Here is a 19,266-nt window from a genome sequence, read left to right as displayed (position 1 = left end):
AACATATTTTGTACTAGTAGTTATAGGGGGGACCGTGATGAAGAGAACATTAATTGGATTGATAGCATTTCTAATTATAATGTTTCCGTTACGTATATATGCTGAAGAGTGGAGTGAACTAACAGGGTTGTTAGACGACTCATTACAATTAGTGAAGCGTAATGAAGATGAAAAAGCAGTACAAGTATTACAACATTTCTCGGAGCAGTTTGTTATAAAGGGGAATGAAAAGAAGCAAGAAGTAACGCCAGATCAAGTTAGAGTTATTTCTTTAGCTTACGACAAGGCGAAACAATCACTCGCGGAAACAGATTTAGGTAAACAAGTTAAAATTGATAATGTGTTAGCCCTACAGCTCGCTGTTGATGCGAAAGTGTCGAAATATCAACCACTTTGGATGGAAAGAGAAAAAAAAGTAATGGGTGCCTTTTCTCAAATGGAAAAAGCGATGAAAAAAGAAGATACGGGACAGTTTCAACAAACGTTAAACACATTTTTACATGAATTTAATATTATTTATCCAAGCTTAATGATTGCTTTGCCAGAAAACGAAGTGCAGCGTGTAAATGCCCATTTATCTTATTTGGATGAATTTCGTAACGTTATGTTAAAAACGAAAGGTGGGCAAATGCAATTAGGAATCATTAAAGGGGATTTGCAAAAAATATTTCACACAGTAAAAAAAGATGAAATTGCACCCTCTCTCATTTGGTTTATGACAATTACTGGAGGTCTTATTTTATTCACATTAACTTATGTTGGATGGAGAAAGTATAAAGGAGAGAGAGAAAAAAGAAAAAGTAATGTACACTCTAAAAATAGATAATGCAATAAATAAAGATATGGATTGTAAGGTTTATTCATTGACAATGATGTCAGAAGAAAATAGAATGAGAAGTACTATAATTAAAACTTCAATGGAGGTTCAAAGGTTCATGATGTTTTATTTAATTTACTTCGCGATCATAATGATCATACCGTTGTATGCACAGTCAAAAGTACGTAGTGCCTATAGCAAGTATTCACAAGTTTATTCAACATCAGGTATGACAGGAGCGGAAGTGGCTCGAAAAATTTTAGATGAGAATGGATTATACAACGTAGCTGTAGAAGAAACACCAGGTCATTTATCAGACCATTATGATCCAACTGCCAAAACAGTTCGATTATCAACAGACAACTATTACGGTCATTCAGTTGCTGGTACAGCAGTTGCAGCACACGAAGTAGGACACGCAATTCAAGATGCAAAAGACTATAACTTTATGCGTATTCGTCATTCGTTAGTGCCAGTTGCAAACTTTGGATCGAATATTTCTTGGGTATTTATTATGATTGGTGCCTTTGCATCTATGTCTAACTTATTGTTATTAGGTATCATCTTAATGGCAGCAGGTGTTGTGTTCCAACTCGTTACATTACCTGTTGAGTTTGATGCATCAAAGCGTGCGATGCAACAAATTGAAGCGTTAGGTATCGTATCAACAGATGAATATGGGCAAGCTCGTAAAGTATTAAATGCGGCAGCATTAACATATGTAGCAGCTGCAGCTGTAGCGGTATTTGAATTATTACGTCTCGTATTAATGTATACTGGTATGCAGCGTAGCGACGACTAAAGACTATCAATTTTGATAGTCTTTTTTTGTTTTGTGAATTGAATTATATAATGTATTGCAAATAGAAATAATAGAAGTAATACGGAAAGGCGGTGGGGAAAATGAAATATCCAAGCCATTTAGTAAAACAAGTGAAAGAACAAAGTGCTCCTTATCAGCTAGAAGGTTTCTTAAGTGGACAAGGTCCTGAAAATCCGAAATTTATGTTGTTAGGAGAAGCGCCTGGTGAAACAGAAATTCATAATGGGATTCCGTTTAGCGGGAGGGCGGGAAAACAACTAATGGATTTTTTAGAGCGTATTCAAGTTAAAAGGGAAGAAGTATATATCACGAGCGCTGTTCGAAGTAGACCATATAAGTGGCGAGAGAAAAAAGAACGAAATGGTGAAATCATACAGAAAAAGTATAATAGAACGCCAAATCAAGGAGAAATACTTGCCCATGCCCCGTTGTTAGATTATGAATTAGAGAAAATAAACCCGAAGCTTATCGTTACACTTGGAAATATCGGCCTTCAACGTTTAACGGGGAAAAATAAAAAAATTACAGATGTGCACGGACAATTATTAATACAGCCCATTCAAAAATTAAAGGATATGCAAAGTGCAGAGTTTACATGGTCAGAGAAAGAATATCATATTTTCCCGACTTTTCATCCTGCTTCCATTTTTTATAATAGGAGTTTATTGGAGTTTATTTATGAGGATTTAGAGAAACTTAAAAAATATGTAATAAAAAACTAGAAAAGCTAGAGAGCTTTTCTAGTTGCGTTTATTTATGTAAAGGATTTTTATTTTCATCTAACGTAAAACCTTCACCAACTACATCATGTACATCACTTACAGCAACAAAGGCATGAGGATCTACAGAAGTAATAATATTTTTTAATTTCACGATTTCATTTTTAGCAACAACGCAATATAATACGTTCCGTTCCACTTTTGTATACGATCCAACAGCTTTTAAAAAAGTAGCTCCGCGTTCCATATCAGATAAAATTTTGGCAGCAATTTCATCGTTTTTATCTGAGATAATAGTTGCTCCTTTTGCTGCATAGGCTCCTTCTTGCATAAAATCAATGACTTTCGCCCCGATAAAAACAGCAACTAACGTATACATGCCCTCGCGGTATGATAAATAGGTAAGAATAGAGACGATAATGACGATAGCATCAAACATAAACATCGTTTTCCCCATACTCCAGCCAACATATTTATGAGCGAGTCTTGCGATAATATCCACACCGCCAGTAGTCCCGCCATATTTAAATATTATTCCAAGACCGACACCGATAAATGCCCCGGCGAATAAAGCCGCGAGTGTCATATCATTTTGTAAGTTTAAATGTAAGTTGAGAACTTCGTAACGTTGAAAAATCCATAGAAATAAAGATACGCTGAAGGTGCCGATTAGTGTATAGATAAATGTCGTTCTTCCAAGTAACTTCCAACCAATAAAAAATATAGGGATATTTAAAATTAAGTTTGAATAAGAAGGATCAAACTTAAATAGAAAATACAATAATAGTGTAATACCGGTAAATCCACCTTCTGCAAGGTGATTTTCAATATTGATATTCACAATACCGAAAGAAAAAATAGCGGAACCGATTAAAATGAAAATGATATTTCGAATCTTCAAATTTGATGTCATATAGAAATCCTCCTAATTATGTAAATGGCATTGCTCCGCTGATACGGTAAAACATAATGATAAGTAATTTCTAGCTTTTAGTAAAAATAGTGAAGGCTATAAAAAAACGCAAAAGAAAGTTTCACTTTACCCCGTTCCAACGGCTGGTAGGGGATAAAGCTCTGAAGGAGGGCAAACCAGCCGTTGGAACCCAATTGGTTCGGGCTAATCTTTTGCAAAAACCGCAAAAGAAAGTTTCACTTTATTATATTCTATCTAAAAAGGGGGCGCAAATAGGTGTTTTGCAGGGAATAATATTTGTCAAATCGCGATGAATTGGCTAACATGAAAGAGGAAGGATTAGAGGTGAATTGTATGGAAGCAAAAACGATGAAGGATATGCAGAAAGAAGTAGATGCATATATTGGTCAGTTTAAAGAAGGTTATTTCAGTCCACTTGCAATGATGGCTCGTTTAACGGAAGAAATGGGGGAGCTTGCAAGAGAGGTAAATCATTATTATGGAGAGAAACCGAAGAAAACAACTGAAACAGAACGTAGTATTGAAGAAGAGCTTGGAGATGTATTATTTGTTATGATTTGTATGGCAAATAGTTTAAATATTGATTTAGAAACAGCACATAACATTGTAATGAATAAATTTAATACACGTGATAAAGATCGCTGGACACGTATTGATGAGGGAGAGAAAGAATAATGAAAGAAATTAAAGTAATTATCGCTGGACCAAGAGGGCGAATGGGGCATGAAGCAGTCCTTCTTATGGAAAGAACGGAACATTTTAATTTAGTAGCGGCAGTGGATTATAAGCATGGAGGAGAGAAAATCTCTGATTTACCGGGCATGCCTGCGCTAGATGCACCTATTTACGCCGATTTACATACTTGTTTAGAGGAAGTAGAAGCAGATGTGTTGTTAGATTTAACAACACCAGAAGTTGGGAAACAACACGTTACACTAGCAGTTGAGCGTGGACTTCGTTCTGTTATTGGTACAACTGGATTTACAGAAGAAGAACTAAAACAATTAACAGAGAATGCGAAAGAAAAAGCAGTAGGAACAATTATCGCTCCAAACTTTGCAATTGGTGCAGTTCTTATGATGAAATTCTCACAAATGGCAGCGAAGTACTTCCAAGATGTTGAAGTAATTGAATTGCATCATGATCAAAAATTAGATGCACCATCTGGTACAGCTGTCAAAACAGTAGAGCTAATTCGTCAAAACCGTGAATCAAAGCAGCAAGGTCATCCGAATGAAGTAGAACAACTAGAAGGTGCTCGTGGTGCAAATGTAGACGGCATTCACATTCATAGTGTACGTTTACCAGGACTTATTGCACACCAAGAAGTAATGTTTGGTGGAGATGGACAAATGTTAACGGTTCGTCATGATTCATTCAATCGTGCATCATTTATGTCGGGTGTAAAACTATCAATTGATACAGTAATGAATCTAGATCATCTTGTGTACGGTTTAGAGAATATTATCGACTAAAGGGGAGACAACGGATGAAAATTGCCTTAATCGCACATGACAAAAAGAAAGATGACATGGTTTCGTTTGCATACGCATATAAACCAATTTTTGAACAACATGAATTATTTGCAACAGGGACGACAGGACTTCGTATTATGGAGGCAACTGGTTTAGTTGTAACAAGATTTCAGTCGGGTCCTCTTGGTGGCGATCAAGAAATTGGTGCCATGATTGCAAAAAACGATATGGATATGGTGATTTTTTTCCGAGATCCACTAACTGCTCAGCCGCATGAACCAGATGTAAATGCATTGCTTCGTTTATGTGATGTATATGCGATTCCACTTGCAACGAATATGGCAAGTGCTGAAATGTTAATGCACGCATTAGAGCGAGGAGATTTAGATTACCGCAAGTTTAGAAAATGAGGGGAACAATTATGAGTGGATTACATATATTAGCGTTTGGTGCTCATGCCGATGATGTTGAAATCGGCATGGCTGGTACCATTGCTAAATATACGAAGCAAGGGTATGAAGTAGGTATTTGTGATTTAACAGAAGCTGACCTTTCTTCTAATGGAACGATAGAATTGAGAAAAGAAGAAGCAAAGGCGGCAGCTCGTATAATGGGAGTAAAAACGAGACTGAATTTAGCGATGCCAGACCGTGGTTTGTATATGAAAGAAGAATATATACGTGAAATTGTAAAGGTGATTCGTACATATAAACCAAAACTAGTTTTTGCGCCGTATTATGAAGATCGTCATCCAGATCATGCAAATTGTGCAAAACTTGTGGAAGAAGCTATTTTTTCAGCGGGAATTCGTAAATATATGCCAGAGGTTTCGCCACATCGCGTGGAGTCTTTTTATTATTATATGATTAATGGTTTTCATAAACCGAATTTTTGTATAGATATAAGTGAGTACCTTTCTATAAAAGTGGAAGTATTAGAAGCGTATGAAAGTCAGTTTTTAACAGGTAGTGATGGTGTGAAAACGCCGTTAACAGAAGGCTACGTTGAAACTGTGGTCGCTCGAGAGAAAATGTTTGGAAAAGAAGTTGGAGTTTTATATGCCGAGGGATTTATGAGTAAGAAACCGGTTTTATTACATGCTGATTTAGTAGGGGGATGTAAATGAAATTAAAAATAGGTATTACATGTTATCCTTCTGTAGGTGGTTCTGGAGTTGTTGGAACAGAATTAGGAAAGCAATTAGCGGAACGCGGGCATGAAATACACTTTATTACATCGGGTTTACCATTCCGATTAAATAAAGTGTATCCAAACATTTATTTTCATGAAGTGACGGTAAGTCAATACTCTGTATTTCAATATCCACCATACGATTTAGCGTTAGCGAGTAAAATGGCAGAAGTTGCACAAAGAGAAAATCTAGATATTTTACATGTGCATTACGCAATACCACATGCAATTTGTGCTTATTTAGCAAAACAAATGATTGGGGAGCGTATTAAAATTGTTACAACCTTGCATGGAACAGATATTACTGTGTTAGGTTCCGACCCTTCGCTAAATAATTTAATTCGTTTTGGTATTGAGCAATCTGATGTTGTGACGGCTGTCTCGCATTCATTGATTAGCGAGACGCATGAGCTTGTAAAACCAAATAAAAACATTCAAACGGTATATAACTTTATAGACGAGCGTGTATATTTCAAGCGTGATATGTCTCAATTAAAGAAAGAATACGGTATAAGTGAGAGTGAAAAGATACTCATTCACATTTCAAATTTCCGTAAAGTGAAACGCGTGCAAGATGTTGTTCAGGCATTTGCTAAAATTGTTACAGAAGTAGATGCGAAGTTGCTTCTCGTAGGAGATGGACCAGAATTTTGCACGATTTTACAGTTAGTGAAAAATCTACATATTGAAGATCGCGTCTTATTCTTAGGGAAGCAAGATAATGTTGCAGAGCTACTTGCAATGAGTGATTTAATGTTGCTTCTATCAGAGAAGGAGAGTTTTGGTCTTGTTTTATTAGAAGCGATGGCGTGTGGTGTACCTTGTATCGGAACAAGGGTTGGAGGTATTCCAGAAGTCATTCAACATGGTGAAACAGGATATTTATGTGAAGTTGGCAATCCAGCAGGAGTGGCAAATCAAGCCATTCAGCTATTAAAGGATGAAGAACTTCATCGTAATATGGGAGAGCGAGCAAGAGCAAGTGTTTACGAGCAGTTCCGCTCTGAAAAAATCGTCTCACAATATGAAACGATTTACTATGATGTACTAAGGGATGACAAAAATGAAAAGATTTAAAAAAGCTAGTTCTATTATTGAGACTTTAAAGCAACAAGGACATGAGGCCTACTTTGTCGGTGGAAGCGTACGAGATCTTATTATCGATAGGCCGATTGGAGATATTGATATTGCGACATCTGCTTTACCAGAAGAAGTGATGTCTATATTTCCAAGACATGTTCCTGTTGGTCTTGAGCATGGAACTGTAATTGTGGTAGAAAATGGTGAACCTTATGAGGTAACCACTTTTCGAACAGAGAGCGAATATGAAGATTTTCGAAGACCTAGTAGTGTTCAATTTGTTCGTTCATTAGAAGAGGATTTAAAACGTCGTGATTTCACGATGAATGCAATTGCGATGACAGAAGAAGGCAAAATGGTTGATTTATTTGCTGGACAGGAAGCGATTCAAAAGAGAGAAATTGTGACAGTTGGCAATGCTGCGGATCGTTTTCAAGAAGACGCCCTGCGAATGATGCGTGGTATTCGTTTCGTAAGTACGTTAGGTTTTTCTTTAGAAATGAAAACGAAACAAGCAATTGAAACATATGGACATTTACTGGAACATATTGCAATTGAGCGAATTACAGTGGAATTTGAGAAGCTGTTAACTGGTACATATTGCGTGAAGGGCTTGCAAGAATTAGTAGAAACGAAGCTATTTTCTCATCTGCCATATTTACAAATGTCAGATGAGAGATTATTAAAAGCTACGCAGTATAACTGGGATTCTTTTGAAACGGACATTGAGGCATGGGCATTCTTCTTATATTGTATCGGAGAAGAGCATCCATCTGTCTTTTTACGTCAATGGAAGTTTTCGAATAAAAAAATAAAAGATATCGTCGCAGTTTTATTAACAATTCGTACGAGAAAGGAGAAGGATTGGGATACAGTCCTTCTTTATAAAACGGGACTTCATATCGCTGAAATGGCCGAAAGAGTATATGAAGCGATGATTGAAAGCTATGATCATACATCTGTTAAACGAGTACAAACGTTGTTTGAAGCATTGCCAATCAAGAGTCGCCAAGAAATGAATGTGACTGGGAATGATTTATTAAGCTGGGCAAATAAAAAGCCCGGTCCGTGGGTTGCTGAAATGATTCAAAAAATTGAGGAAGCAATCGTACAAGGAAACGTAGTTAATGAGAAAGAGTGTATAAGGGAGTGGCTGCAAGAATGCAATCTACTATAAGAAAGCAGTTATTGCAAGTTTTTTCGGAAGCGGATGGCGCGTTTGTATCTGGCCAAACGATTAGTGATAAACTTGGTTGTTCAAGAACCGCTGTGTGGAAACATATGGAGGACCTTCGGAATGAGGGATATGAACTTGAAGCTGTGCGTCGATTAGGTTATCGCATTGCGAGTAAGCCAGACAAAGTGACTGCTAATGAAATTCAGTTAGGGTTACAAACGAAACATATTGGTAGAACGGTATATTTTGAAGAGTCTGTTGAATCTACACAGCATATTGCAGCAAAACTTGCTTATGAAGGTACAGAAGAAGGAACGATTGTTGTTGCAGAAGAACAAACAGCCGGCAGAGGTCGTTTAAGCAGGAAATGGCATTCACCAAAAGGAACAGGAATTTGGATGAGTATTATTTTACGTCCATCAATCCCGGTTCATCATGCACCACAACTTACTTTATTAGCGGCTGTTAGCGTTGCACAAGCAATTGAAAAGTGCACGGGTGTAAACGTAGGAATAAAATGGCCGAATGATATTTTAATTCAAGGTAAAAAGGCTGTAGGTATATTAACAGAAATGCAGGCAGATCCTGATAAAATTAATGCTGTCATTATGGGCATTGGTATTAATGCGAATCAAAAGCAAGAACATTTTGATGAGGAAATTCAACATATTGCTACTTCTTTAGCGATTGAATCCGGTGAGCCAATTGTTCGTGCAGAGCTTATGCAACAAATCTTTTTACAACTAGAAAAATTATATGAAGAGTATTTACAAAATGGTTTCTCTGTCATTAAAATTCTTTGGGAAAGTTACGCTGTGAGCATCGGGAAAGAAATTACCGCTCGAACGATGAGAGAGACAATTACAGGCGTAGCAAAAGGAATTACAGAGGATGGTGTATTACTTCTAGAGGATCATGAAGGGAAAGTACATCACATTCATTCTGCAGATATCGAAATTAAGTAAAAGAAGTTCCTATTTGGAACTTCTTTTTTATTTACATACTTTTGAGCTTACAATACGGTAATAAATTTTTTAGTATCTAATTTTCATTTTAAACTATCCTCTGTTTGCCCTTACTTGTTATTTGACGATTACTTTTCCTTCCATTCCTTTAAGGAGATGGTACCGACATATTAGCTCATATGTACCAGTATTTTTAGGGGTTACAGTAATATTTTTTTCTTTTCCTGACTCGACTACGACGTCAATGCCAAGTTTTTTTACTGTAAAGGTGTGTTCATTCTTACCTTTGTTTTTTAATAACAATGTTGTTGACTCTTCAATTGGAATCGTGATGACGTTTGGATGAAAGTAATCATCATTCAGTTCGACCTCAATTACTTTCGTTGAATCGATAGGTTGTGTTACGACGTTAACTGAGGCAAATGCATGGAAGGAGCTAAAAGTTATCATCCCTACAATCATCAGAAGCAGACCGGTAAATGGAAATAACCATTTGTTCATAAACATTCGCAATTCTCCTTTTGTAAGTACTTTTCTCAATTAACCTGCATCATTAGTTCACGAGTTATACAATGCATGTAAACAAAGCTATTTATCCTTTCTATGGGTGCGTTAGTTATGAAAATTTCACATACCGTAATGAGGATAAAAATTATTTTTTCAAAAAAATGTAGTAATTCCTTTTTGGAGTTTGCTATAATTAGTTCGAATGTGGGCAGTATCAGAGCGAACTGCACCATGATTCGAAGCAATACGAAAAATAATAACTTGGATTCTGCCTTGATCCAATAACGGACTGGGACAGAGGGATGAATAATGCCGACTAACACACAACCCTTCTGCCCTTTTATGGCCAGAGGGGTTTTTTATATGATTTCGGCCATCTCCTCTCTCCTGTATAAAGGAGGAGTAGTTTTTGAAAACAAAAACAGGTTTTTTGAAGATGAAAGAGCAAGGTGAGCCGATTACGATGCTAACGGCGTATGATTATCCATCTGCTAAGTTAGCAGAAGAAGCTGAAGTTGATATGATTCTAGTTGGAGATTCCCTTGGGATGGTTGTGCTCGGCTACGATTCAACAGTACCTGTAACAGTAGAGGATATGATTCATCATACGAAAGCTGTACGCCGAGGAGCGAAAGAGACGTTTATTGTAACTGATATGCCATTTATGTCGTATCATGTGTCGCCTCAAGATACGATGGTGAATGCACGCCGCATTGTTCAAGAGAGTGGTGCTCATGCACTGAAGGTAGAAGGTGCAGGGGAAGTGGTATCAACTATTCATCACTTGACGAATGCGGGAATTCCTGTCGTGGCACACTTAGGCTTAACTCCTCAATCTGTAGGAGTACTAGGTGGGTATAAAGTACAAGGAAAAGATGCTGAAAGTGCAAAAAAATTAATAGAAGATGCGAAGAGATGTGAGGAAGCTGGTGCGATAGCGCTTGTGTTAGAATGTGTGCCAATGCAGTTAGCGGAATTAATTTCGAAGCAACTAACAATTCCGACGATTGGAATTGGAGCAGGGAAAAAAGTAGATGGGCAAGTACTTGTTTATCATGATCTTATCTCATACGGCGTAAATCGTGTTCCGAAATTTGTAAAGCAATATACGTCTGTTCAAGAGGAGATTGTGCGAGGGATTTCACAATACGTTACTGAAGTAAAGACAGGGCAATTTCCAGAAGAAAAACATTCATTCACAATGAAAGAGGAAGAATGCTTAGCGTTATACGGAGGAAAACAATAATGAAAATCGTAACTACAGTGCAAGAGATGCAGCAAATTACAAACGAACTTCGTATAAGTGGAAAAAGTATTGGTTTTGTTCCAACGATGGGGTATTTACATGAAGGTCATGCGACTTTATTACGTAAGGCAAGAGAAGAAAATGAAATTGTGGTTTTAAGCGTGTTTGTCAATCCGCTACAGTTTGGGCCGAATGAAGATTTAGATCGATACCCTCGTGATATTGATAGAGATGAAAATGTAGCAAAAGAAAACGGTGTAGATTATTTATTTTATCCGAGCGTAGAAGAAATGTATCCAGCAGAACAAACGACAACAGTAGCAGTTGTGAAACGTACCGATGTATTATGTGGCAAACAAAGACCTGGTCATTTCGCTGGTGTTGCGACTGTACTAATGAAACTATTTAATATTACATTGCCAACGCGTGCTTATTTCGGTATGAAAGATGCACAGCAAGTTGCTGTCATTGAAGGATTTGTCGCTGATTTTAATATTCCGGTTACGATCGTACCAGTGGATATTGTAAGGGAAATAGATGGATTAGCGAAAAGTTCTCGTAACGTGTATTTATCACAAGAAGGGCGTGAAGCGGCTCCTCATTTATACCGCAGTCTATGTATAGCGAAAGAAAGAATTGAAGCAGGCGAACGTAATGCAGAAATCATTACAACTCTTGTAAAAGAGTATATTGAGACGTATACGAAAGGCACTGTAGATTATGCTGATTTATATGCCTATCCTTCACTACAAGTAATAGATAAAATTGAAGGACGAATCATTTTAGCAATTGCAGTTAAATTTGATAATGTACGATTAATTGACAATATAACATTAACGGTTAAATAAGGGGGAGCATCTATGTTTCGCACAATGATGAGAGCGAAGTTACATCGCGCTACGGTAACAGAAGCAAATTTAAATTATGTAGGTAGTATTACAATTGATGAAGATTTAATGGATGCAGTAAATATTGTAGAAAATGAAAAAGTACAAATTGTAAATAACAATAATGGTGCTCGCTTAGAGACATATGTTATTAAAGGAGAACGCGGTAGCGGTGTTGTTTGTTTAAATGGTGCAGCTGCAAGACTTGTACAGCCAGGGGATAAAGTTATTATTATTTGCTACGGTTTAGTGGCAGAAGAAAATATTCATAACCAAGAGCCGAAAATTGCAGTATTAGACGATGATAATCAAATTATCCAAATGTTAGGCGCTGAAAAAGCGGGTACGATATTATAAGTAAGAAGGCTATCTCTATTACGGAGGTAGCTTTTTTGTGCATCTTTTCATTAAGATGAGATAAAACGTGGTATAGTAACATTATATAATTTTGCGTTTGATAGGTAAGAAATTGAGGTGTTACATATATGAGTAAGCGTTATGTCGTTGTGGATTTAGAGACGACAGGGAACTCCTGGAAGGACGGGAAGGATAAAATTACCCAAATCGCAGCTGTTGTAGTGGAAGATGGAGAGATATTAGAGATTTTTTCATCTTTTATTAATCCGAAGAGAGAGATTCCGCCATTTATTACAGAATTAACAGGGATTGATGAGAGTATGGTTAAGCAAGCCCCGTTATTTCAAGATGTAGCCCCGATGGTTGTTGAGCTATTGCAAGGTGCAGCTTTCGTTGCACATAACGTTCACTTTGATTGGAATTTTTTAACGGAAGAATTAAGGCAGGCTGGATATACAGAAGTACATTGTCCGAAAGTTGATACAGTTGAGTTGGCGCAAATTCTTTTGCCGACAGCTGATAGTTATAAATTACGTGATTTAGCTAAACAACATGAATTAGAGCACGATCAACCGCATCGTGCGGATAGTGATGCTCTTGCAACAGCGGAATTATTTTTACAATTTTTAAATGAAATTGAAAAGTTACCACTTGTCACCTTGCAATCGCTCTATGAATTGAGCGATGTTTTTCAAAGTGATATAGCGGATGTACTTTCTGAAAATATTTTAAAGAAAATGATGCATGGTAGAAAAGCGGCAGAGGGGTATGAAGTGTATCGAAATATTGCGCTTCGAAAACGGAATTATGCTTTAAATCTCAGTGAAACATGTTCATCTAAATTTGATGCTTTCTTGCATAAGGCAATCGATAACCTGGAATTGAATATGCCAAAGTTTGAAAAAAGAGAAAGCCAACAGATTATGATGAAGGAAATATATACAGCACTAAGAGATTCTAGGTTTTCACTAATTGAAGCAGGAACAGGAACAGGGAAGACTCTTGCATATTTACTTCCAAGTATTTATTTTGCAACGAAAAAAGAAGAACCTGTCATCATAAGTACCCAAACAGTACAACTGCAACAACAAATATTAGAAAAAGAAATTCCATTATTACAGAAAATAATGCCATTTTCATTTGAAGTAGCTCTTTTGAAAGGAAGAAAGCATTATCTTTGTCTACATAAATTTGAATATGCTTTGCAAGAGGAAGAGAAAAATTATGATATGGCGCTCACAAAGGCAAAAATTTTAGTGTGGTTATTGCAAACAGAAACTGGCGATCGTGATGAATTAAATATTCCTGAGGGCGGAAAGTTACTTTGGAACCGCATTTGTAGTGATGTACATAGTCCAGGCGGGATGCAAAGCAACTGGTATAGCCGTTGTTTTTATCAACGAGCAAAGAATAAAGCATTATTTGCAGATATCGTTATTACAAATCATGCGTTATTATTTCAAGATTTTTCAAGTGAAGAACCACTATTTGCTTCATGTGAACATATTATTTTTGATGAAGCTCATCATATCGAGGAAGCGGCGAGTAGAACATTAGGTGAACAGTTCTCCTGTATGTATTTTCAATTAGTTTTATCTCGTCTTGGTACACTAGAAACAGATGATGTACTTTCTAAAGTATATAAAATGATGAAAAAATCAGAGCAAGCCTCTCGTTCGACTTTCCGTATGGTGAGTCATAGTTTGAAGGAATTGAAATTTGATGCGGATGAGCTATTCCAAATGTTACGTGCTTTCATCTTTAAACAAACAAAGCAGGAACAAGGGATAAGCAATATGCCACTCATTTATCGATATAACACGGAAGTAGAGAAAGGTAAGTTATGGGATAGCATTACCGAGTTAACAAATCGTTTTGTATACGATGTAAGAAAATTATTGACTACACTTGAGAAGCAAGTTGATATATTGCAAAGTAAATTAGAATGGGAGATGCATGTTGTTACAGGTGAATTTATGCATTTAATTGAGTTGTTGAGAAAGATGGAACAATCTTTACAATTACTCATTTTAGAAAAAAATTCATACGTGACATGGATGGAGACTGAAACGAAGGGAACAATTCATTCAACCGTTTTATATGCACAGCCTGTTCATATTGGTGAAAGGCTTGCGGATGAATTTTTAACACAGAAAAAAAGTGTTATTTTCACATCAGCAACGTTAACAGTAAACGATTCATTTGACTATATAAAAGAGGAGCTAGGTTTACATGATTTTGCTCCCAATACATTACAGGTTCCATCACCATTCCGTTTTGAAGAACAGATGAAATTAATGGTTTCAACAGATGTGCCTTTTATTAAGCAAGCAAGTAATGAAGAATATATTGAATCTGTGTCGGCACATATTGCAAAAATAGCGAAAGCTACAAAAGGTAGAATGCTTGTTTTATTCACTTCGTATGAAATGTTGAAAGAAGCGTATACGAATTTGAAAAATGATGAAGAATTAGAGGGGTATTTATTATTAACGCAAAGTGTAAATAATAAGAGCCGAAGTCGTCTCATTCGTAAATTTCAAGAGTTCGACAAATCGATTTTGTTAGGAACAAGTAGTTTTTGGGAAGGGATAGATATACCTGGAGATGCCCTTAGTTGTCTTGTTATTGTACGGCTTCCCTTTACGCCTCCTCATCAACCGATGATGGAAGCAAAAGGAGAGTGTTTAAAAAATCAAGGAGAGGACGTATTCGCTAAGTTAGCACTCCCGCAAGCAATCTTGCGTTTCAAACAAGGATTTGGTCGTCTGATTAGAACAAGTACAGATACCGGAACAGTATTTGTATTAGACCGTCGTTTGATAAGCGCTTCTTATGGAAAACGTTTTTTACAATCAATCCCAACTGTTCCGCTTTATGAAGGCCCTCTAGAAGAATTATTAGAACAATTAAAGGCATGGCCAAATAAATAAAATTGGAAGAAAAATACGCCTGAAGTACATTTAAGCTTCAGGCGTAAAAAATGTGGGTAGGAGGAATTTTATTTTTCTTACTTCTTGTATACAAAATGTATTGGTTTTCGACTTGAAACCTTTTTTTGCAGTACATGTCCTGCTATAATAGATGGGTGATGAAGCAGGGGTTGTAAAGAATGTACTCTTATTGTAACCGTATTGCGTTCTTCTATAATTAGAAATTTTTGTGTAACGGAGGAGTTTTTTCATGGATAAGAAAATCGAAGTCCTATCAACGACGCGTATTAAATATTCGTCTGACTTGTATAAAATTGTTGATAGTTTGAATCGTACGTTAAAAGAACAGGACCTCATGTTCGGATTAGCATTAGACGAAAAAGATAAAGAAATAGCTGTATTTACGATTTACAGAACGTAGTGATACAATGAAAAAGTGGATCTTTGCAATCGTTATCGTAATCGTTGCTAGCGGAATATATGGGGCGTATGTTTACAATAAAGCAATGGAAAAGAAAATCCATAAAGAGGCAAAATCTGTAGAAATTGCAAAAGAAAAGGCAAAGCTTACAAAAGTAAAATCTGTTGATTATTATAATGGAAATTCTTCATATACAGTCATACAAGGTGTAGACGAAAAAGGAGAACAAATTATTGTTTGGGTGCCTAATAAAAAAGGGAATGTCCTTGTGAAGAAAAAGAGTGAAGGTATTCCTGAAAAAGAAGCTTTGCAAAAGTTGGCTGAACAAGCTACAGGAAAAGGTGATGAGCCAAAGCCAAAGCCAAAAGAAATTACAAAAGTAAAATTAGGTGCTCAAAACGATATTCCGTTGTGGGAAATTACATATATTGATCAGGAAGATCGTTATACGTATTATTATTTAGAGTTTCAAAATGGGGCTTATGCTGGTCACTACAGCATTGAAAAATAGATGTAGGGGGAACTACAAATGAAATTAGCAAAGCGAGTAGCTGCTTTAACACCATCTGCAACTTTAGAAATTACAGCAAAGGCACAAGCATTAAAAGCAGAAGGTCATGATGTAATTGGATTAGGGGCAGGAGAACCTGACTTTAATACGCCAGAACATATTATGGATGCTGCACATAAAGCGATGTTAGAAGGACATACGAAGTATACACCAACAGGTGGATTACAAGCGTTAAAACAAGAAATTGTGAAGAAGTTTACACGTGATCAAGGAATTGCGTATGATCCATCTGAAATTATTGTATGTAACGGTGCAAAGCATGCATTATATACATTATTCCAAGTGTTACTTGATGAAGGAGATGAAGTTATCATCCCAACTCCTTATTGGGTAAGTTATCCTGAGCAAGTAAAGCTTGCTGGAGGTAAGCCAGTTTACGTAGAAGGCCTGGAAGACAATGAGTACAAAATTACAGCGAAGCAGCTGCGTGAGGCAATTACAGAGAAAACGAAAGCAGTTATTATTAATTCACCGAGCAATCCAACAGGAATGATTTATAGCAAAGAGGAATTACAACAGCTTGGAGAAGTATGTTTAGAACACGATATTTTAATCGTTTCAGATGAAATTTATGAAAAATTAATTTATGGTGGAGCAGAATATACTTCGATTGCCCAGCTTTCTAATGCATTAAAAGAACAAACACTTATTATTAATGGTGTATCTAAATCTCATTCTATGACAGGATGGCGTATTGGATATGCAGCAGGAAATAAGCAGCTTATTAAAGCGATGACGAACTTAGCGAGTCATAGTACGTCAAACCCTACTTCAATCGCTCAATACGGCGCAATTGCAGCATATGCAGGCTCACAAGAACCTGTAGAAACAATGCGTCAAGCATTTGAAGAAAGATTAAACATTATTTATGATAAATTAATTCAAATCCCTGGCTTTACTTGCATTAAACCACAAGGTGCATTTTACTTATTCCCTAATGTAAAAGAAGCTGTAGCTTTATCAGGATACGAAACTGTGGATGATTGGGCAAAAGCTCTATTAGAAGAGGAAAAAGTGGCTCTTGTACCAGGTACAGGGTTTGGTGCTCCAAATAACGTTCGTTTATCATATGCGACATCTCTTGAACAAGTAGAGAAAGCATTAGAACGCATTCATACGTTTATGAAAAGTAAAGTGCAAGCTTAATTGTATATTTTATTAACGCAATACAAAAAAACCTTCCTACATAATAGGAAGGTTTTTTTGACGAATTGTGGCAAAAAGAAATAGCGAAAGGTGTGTTATACTAGAGAGCGAGGTGTTTGGTGATGAAAAAGAAAATGATGTTACAGTGGTTTGAGCAGGGAAGCATTGCAATTCCAAAATTACTTATGATGCATTATAAAAAATTAGGGTTAAATGAAATGGAATTTATGGTTGTACTTCATGTACACACATTTTTAGAATCGGGCAATTCGTTTCCGACTCCGTCAGAGATTTCAGAACGGATGACGATTACTGAAATGAAATGTATGGAAGTAATTCAGACATTGATTCAAAAAGGTTTTTTATCACTAGAAGGTGGACAAAAATCAGAAGCGATGATGTGTGAAAGTTATTCTTTACAACCGCTATGGGAAAAAATATTGCATTTCTTAATGAACGAATCAATAGAGGAAGAACAAAAAGAAATAAAACAACTGCAAGTAAATTTATATACAGTATTTGAAAAAGAATTTGGAAGACCACTTTCTCCGTTTGAATGTGAAACGTTGGGTATGTGGGAAGATCAAGATCAACATCATCCGAATTTAATTCAAGCGGCCCTCAGGGAAGCTGTAATGAGCGGTAAGCTTAATTTCCGATATATTGATCGTATTTTATTTGAGTGGAAAAAGAATGGTATTAAAACAGTAGATCAAGCCCAAAACCAAGGACGGAAATTTAGAGCAAATCAACAACGAACGCAGCAAACGACAAAACAAGAGACGAAATTTACTGGGAAAGTGCCTTTTTATAATTGGTTGGAGCAGTAATGTAGGAGGAAGTATATGTTAAATAAAACGCAAATTCGCTATTGTTTAGACACAATGGCGGATATGTATCCAGAAGCACATTGTGAATTAATTCATGATAATCCATTTGAATTAGTAATCGCGGTGGCGTTATCTGCACAATGTACAGATGCACTTGTAAATAAAGTGACGAAAAATTTATTTCAAAAATATAAAACACCGGAAGATTATTTAAGCGTGTCTTTAGAAGAATTACAACAAGATATACGTTCCATTGGATTGTTTAGAAATAAGGCGAAAAATATTCAAAAATTGTGCCAGATGTTGCTAGATGATTATAACGGGAAAGTTCCAGAAGACCGTGACGAGCTGACGAAATTACCAGGAGTAGGAAGAAAGACAGCGAATGTAGTTGTTTCGGTTGCATTTGGAATTCCAGCGATTGCTGTTGATACGCATGTAGAGAGAGTGAGTAAACGGTTAGCGATTTGTAGGTGGAAAGATTCGGTGTTAGAAGTAGAAAAGACATTAATGAAGAAAGTTCCGATGGATGAATGGGGCGTTACACATCATCGTATGATTTTCTTTGGGCGTTACCACTGTAAAGCACAGCGACCACAATGTGAAGAGTGCCGATTACTAGAAGTGTGTCGTGAAGGAAAGAAGCGAATGAAGGGGAAATAAAGGATGGAGCGAGTTATAGAAATACCGAAAGAATTTCGGTGCTTACCATTTTTTACAGAAAGCGTAACTTCGATTATGTATCATACAGATCAGTCTTTTGAAGAAATAATACAAAAGACTTACTTTATATTTGATATTGAAAGACAATATGAGCCGTGGAATGAAATTGAAAATAGTATTCCTGTACTGTTGAATGTATGGAAAAGTAAGCATGAAGACATTGCTACACGATTTCGAAACAGAAATAAGCAAGAAGCTGAAGGTCCAATGATTCTTTTTGCGGCACATTTGTTATCGATTATATATTGGCTAAATGAGCAACCTGTTCATAGTTTGAATGAAATGGAAGCTTATACGAGTAAATTGGAAGTACAACCAGTTAATTTTATGGAGCGATATTCGTTCATTATAAAGAAACCGAATAATTATCATTCCTATATTCAGTTAGCGCAGTTGTATATTGAAATAGAAAAGCTATATGTTAAGAAAATGATAACAAAAAAGAAGTCCTTTTCTCGTTAAGA

22 protein-coding genes are annotated in these 19,266 nt (G+C 36.4%); 20 read left to right on the top strand and 2 right to left on the bottom strand.

The genetic code is table 11. From position 1 onward, the window contains the following. Positions 1–37: 37 nt before the first annotated feature. From ypjB to DN394_RS18615, 3 genes are all read left to right on the top strand, one after another. Positions 38–826, top strand: coding sequence for a sporulation protein YpjB (gene ypjB / locus DN394_RS18625; RefSeq protein WP_000831596.1), 789 nt, complete (start codon positions 38–40; stop codon positions 824–826). Between the two features lie 112 nt (positions 827–938). Beyond that, positions 939–1,619 (top strand): zinc metallopeptidase, encoded by a 681-nt coding sequence (locus DN394_RS18620; RefSeq protein WP_002096760.1) that lies wholly within the window; start codon positions 939–941, stop codon positions 1,617–1,619. Between the two features lie 101 nt (positions 1,620–1,720). Beyond that, complete coding sequence (locus tag DN394_RS18615) at positions 1,721–2,362, top strand: uracil-DNA glycosylase (protein ID WP_046955218.1); 642 nt, start codon at positions 1,721–1,723, stop codon at positions 2,360–2,362. A gap of 28 nt (positions 2,363–2,390) precedes the next feature. Here DN394_RS18615 and DN394_RS18610 read toward each other — a convergent pair whose 3' ends face one another. After that, positions 2,391–3,272: a YitT family protein gene (locus tag DN394_RS18610; RefSeq protein WP_000203306.1), complete on the bottom strand. Its 882-nt coding sequence runs from the start codon at positions 3,270–3,272 to the stop codon at positions 2,391–2,393. A gap of 354 nt (positions 3,273–3,626) precedes the next feature. On the opposite strand from DN394_RS18610, the gene DN394_RS18600 reads away from it, so the two are divergent. Genes DN394_RS18600 through DN394_RS18570 form a run of 7 tightly spaced genes read left to right on the top strand, consistent with a single transcriptional unit; the run spans position 3,627 to position 9,181 of the window. Then, complete coding sequence (locus DN394_RS18600) at positions 3,627–3,968, top strand: nucleotide pyrophosphohydrolase (RefSeq protein ID WP_001992677.1); 342 nt, start codon at positions 3,627–3,629, stop codon at positions 3,966–3,968. After that, positions 3,968–4,768 (top strand): dihydrodipicolinate reductase, encoded by an 801-nt coding sequence (gene dapB / locus DN394_RS18595; RefSeq protein WP_000658799.1) that lies wholly within the window; start codon positions 3,968–3,970, stop codon positions 4,766–4,768. Before DN394_RS18600 ends, dapB begins: the two co-directional genes overlap by 1 nt. Positions 4,769–4,782: 14 nt before the next feature. Beyond that, positions 4,783–5,178 carry a methylglyoxal synthase gene (gene mgsA / locus DN394_RS18590; protein ID WP_046955216.1) on the top strand — a complete coding sequence of 132 codons (396 nt, stop codon included), beginning with the start codon at positions 4,783–4,785 and terminating at the stop codon, positions 5,176–5,178. 11 nt (positions 5,179–5,189) lie between these two features. Then, on the top strand, positions 5,190–5,894 hold the full coding sequence (gene bshB1, locus DN394_RS18585; protein WP_000015669.1) for a bacillithiol biosynthesis deacetylase BshB1: 705 nt from the start codon (positions 5,190–5,192) through the stop codon (positions 5,892–5,894). Continuing rightward, positions 5,891–7,036: an N-acetyl-alpha-D-glucosaminyl L-malate synthase BshA gene (gene bshA / locus DN394_RS18580; RefSeq protein ID WP_046958926.1), complete on the top strand. Its 1,146-nt coding sequence runs from the start codon at positions 5,891–5,893 to the stop codon at positions 7,034–7,036. The genes bshB1 and bshA overlap by 4 nt, the downstream gene beginning before the upstream one ends. Further along, the gene (locus DN394_RS18575) at positions 7,023–8,216 is read left to right on the top strand and encodes a CCA tRNA nucleotidyltransferase (protein ID WP_046958927.1); all 1,194 of its coding nucleotides are present in this window, start codon (positions 7,023–7,025) and stop codon (positions 8,214–8,216) included. Before bshA ends, DN394_RS18575 begins: the two co-directional genes overlap by 14 nt. Beyond that, positions 8,201–9,181 carry a biotin--[acetyl-CoA-carboxylase] ligase gene (locus tag DN394_RS18570; RefSeq protein ID WP_149294117.1) on the top strand — a complete coding sequence of 327 codons (981 nt, stop codon included), beginning with the start codon at positions 8,201–8,203 and terminating at the stop codon, positions 9,179–9,181. Before DN394_RS18575 ends, DN394_RS18570 begins: the two co-directional genes overlap by 16 nt. Before the next feature lie 117 nt (positions 9,182–9,298). Here DN394_RS18570 and DN394_RS18565 read toward each other — a convergent pair whose 3' ends face one another. Beyond that, positions 9,299–9,688, bottom strand: coding sequence for a cupredoxin domain-containing protein (locus DN394_RS18565; protein ID WP_141475007.1), 390 nt, complete (start codon positions 9,686–9,688; stop codon positions 9,299–9,301). Between the two features lie 409 nt (positions 9,689–10,097). On the opposite strand from DN394_RS18565, the gene panB reads away from it, so the two are divergent. From panB to DN394_RS18515, 10 genes are all read left to right on the top strand, one after another. Beyond that, positions 10,098–10,934: a 3-methyl-2-oxobutanoate hydroxymethyltransferase gene (gene panB, locus DN394_RS18560; protein WP_046958929.1), complete on the top strand. Its 837-nt coding sequence runs from the start codon at positions 10,098–10,100 to the stop codon at positions 10,932–10,934. Further along, the gene (panC, locus tag DN394_RS18555; RefSeq protein ID WP_097914883.1) at positions 10,934–11,782 is read left to right on the top strand and encodes a pantoate--beta-alanine ligase; all 849 of its coding nucleotides are present in this window, start codon (positions 10,934–10,936) and stop codon (positions 11,780–11,782) included. Before panB ends, panC begins: the two co-directional genes overlap by 1 nt. A 12-nt stretch (positions 11,783–11,794) precedes the next feature. Beyond that, positions 11,795–12,178 carry an aspartate 1-decarboxylase gene (panD, locus tag DN394_RS18550; protein ID WP_000490178.1) on the top strand — a complete coding sequence of 128 codons (384 nt, stop codon included), beginning with the start codon at positions 11,795–11,797 and terminating at the stop codon, positions 12,176–12,178. 128 nt (positions 12,179–12,306) lie between these two features. Continuing rightward, on the top strand, positions 12,307–15,111 hold the full coding sequence (gene dinG, locus DN394_RS18545; RefSeq protein WP_000044945.1) for an ATP-dependent DNA helicase DinG: 2,805 nt from the start codon (positions 12,307–12,309) through the stop codon (positions 15,109–15,111). Between the two features lie 250 nt (positions 15,112–15,361). After that, entirely contained in the window at positions 15,362–15,532 is a 171-nt protein-coding gene (locus DN394_RS18540) for a YpmA family protein (RefSeq protein ID WP_000358351.1), read from the top strand. Positions 15,533–15,539: 7 nt separating this feature from the next. Beyond that, the gene (locus DN394_RS18535; protein ID WP_097914889.1) at positions 15,540–16,043 is read left to right on the top strand and encodes a cell wall elongation regulator TseB-like domain-containing protein; all 504 of its coding nucleotides are present in this window, start codon (positions 15,540–15,542) and stop codon (positions 16,041–16,043) included. Between the two features lie 18 nt (positions 16,044–16,061). Continuing rightward, a complete protein-coding gene (gene aspB / locus DN394_RS18530) occupies positions 16,062–17,249 on the top strand; it encodes an aspartate transaminase AspB (protein ID WP_000761545.1) in 1,188 nt (395 codons plus the stop codon). Between the two features lie 122 nt (positions 17,250–17,371). Next, positions 17,372–18,079, top strand: coding sequence for a DNA replication protein DnaD (gene dnaD, locus DN394_RS18525; RefSeq protein WP_000728534.1), 708 nt, complete (start codon positions 17,372–17,374; stop codon positions 18,077–18,079). 15 nt (positions 18,080–18,094) lie between these two features. Then, entirely contained in the window at positions 18,095–18,742 is a 648-nt protein-coding gene (gene nth, locus DN394_RS18520) for an endonuclease III (RefSeq protein ID WP_046958931.1), read from the top strand. Positions 18,743–18,745: 3 nt separating this feature from the next. Continuing rightward, a complete protein-coding gene (locus DN394_RS18515) occupies positions 18,746–19,264 on the top strand; it encodes a YpoC family protein (protein ID WP_149294101.1) in 519 nt (172 codons plus the stop codon). Positions 19,265–19,266 lie beyond the last annotated feature (2 nt).

Source organism: Bacillus sp. BB081 (assembly GCF_008368895.1).
Lineage (GTDB): Bacteria > Bacillota > Bacilli > Bacillales > Bacillaceae_G > Bacillus_A > Bacillus_A wiedmannii.
Note: the sequence above shows the minus strand (reverse complement) of the source record. Positions and strands in the feature narration are given on the sequence as shown.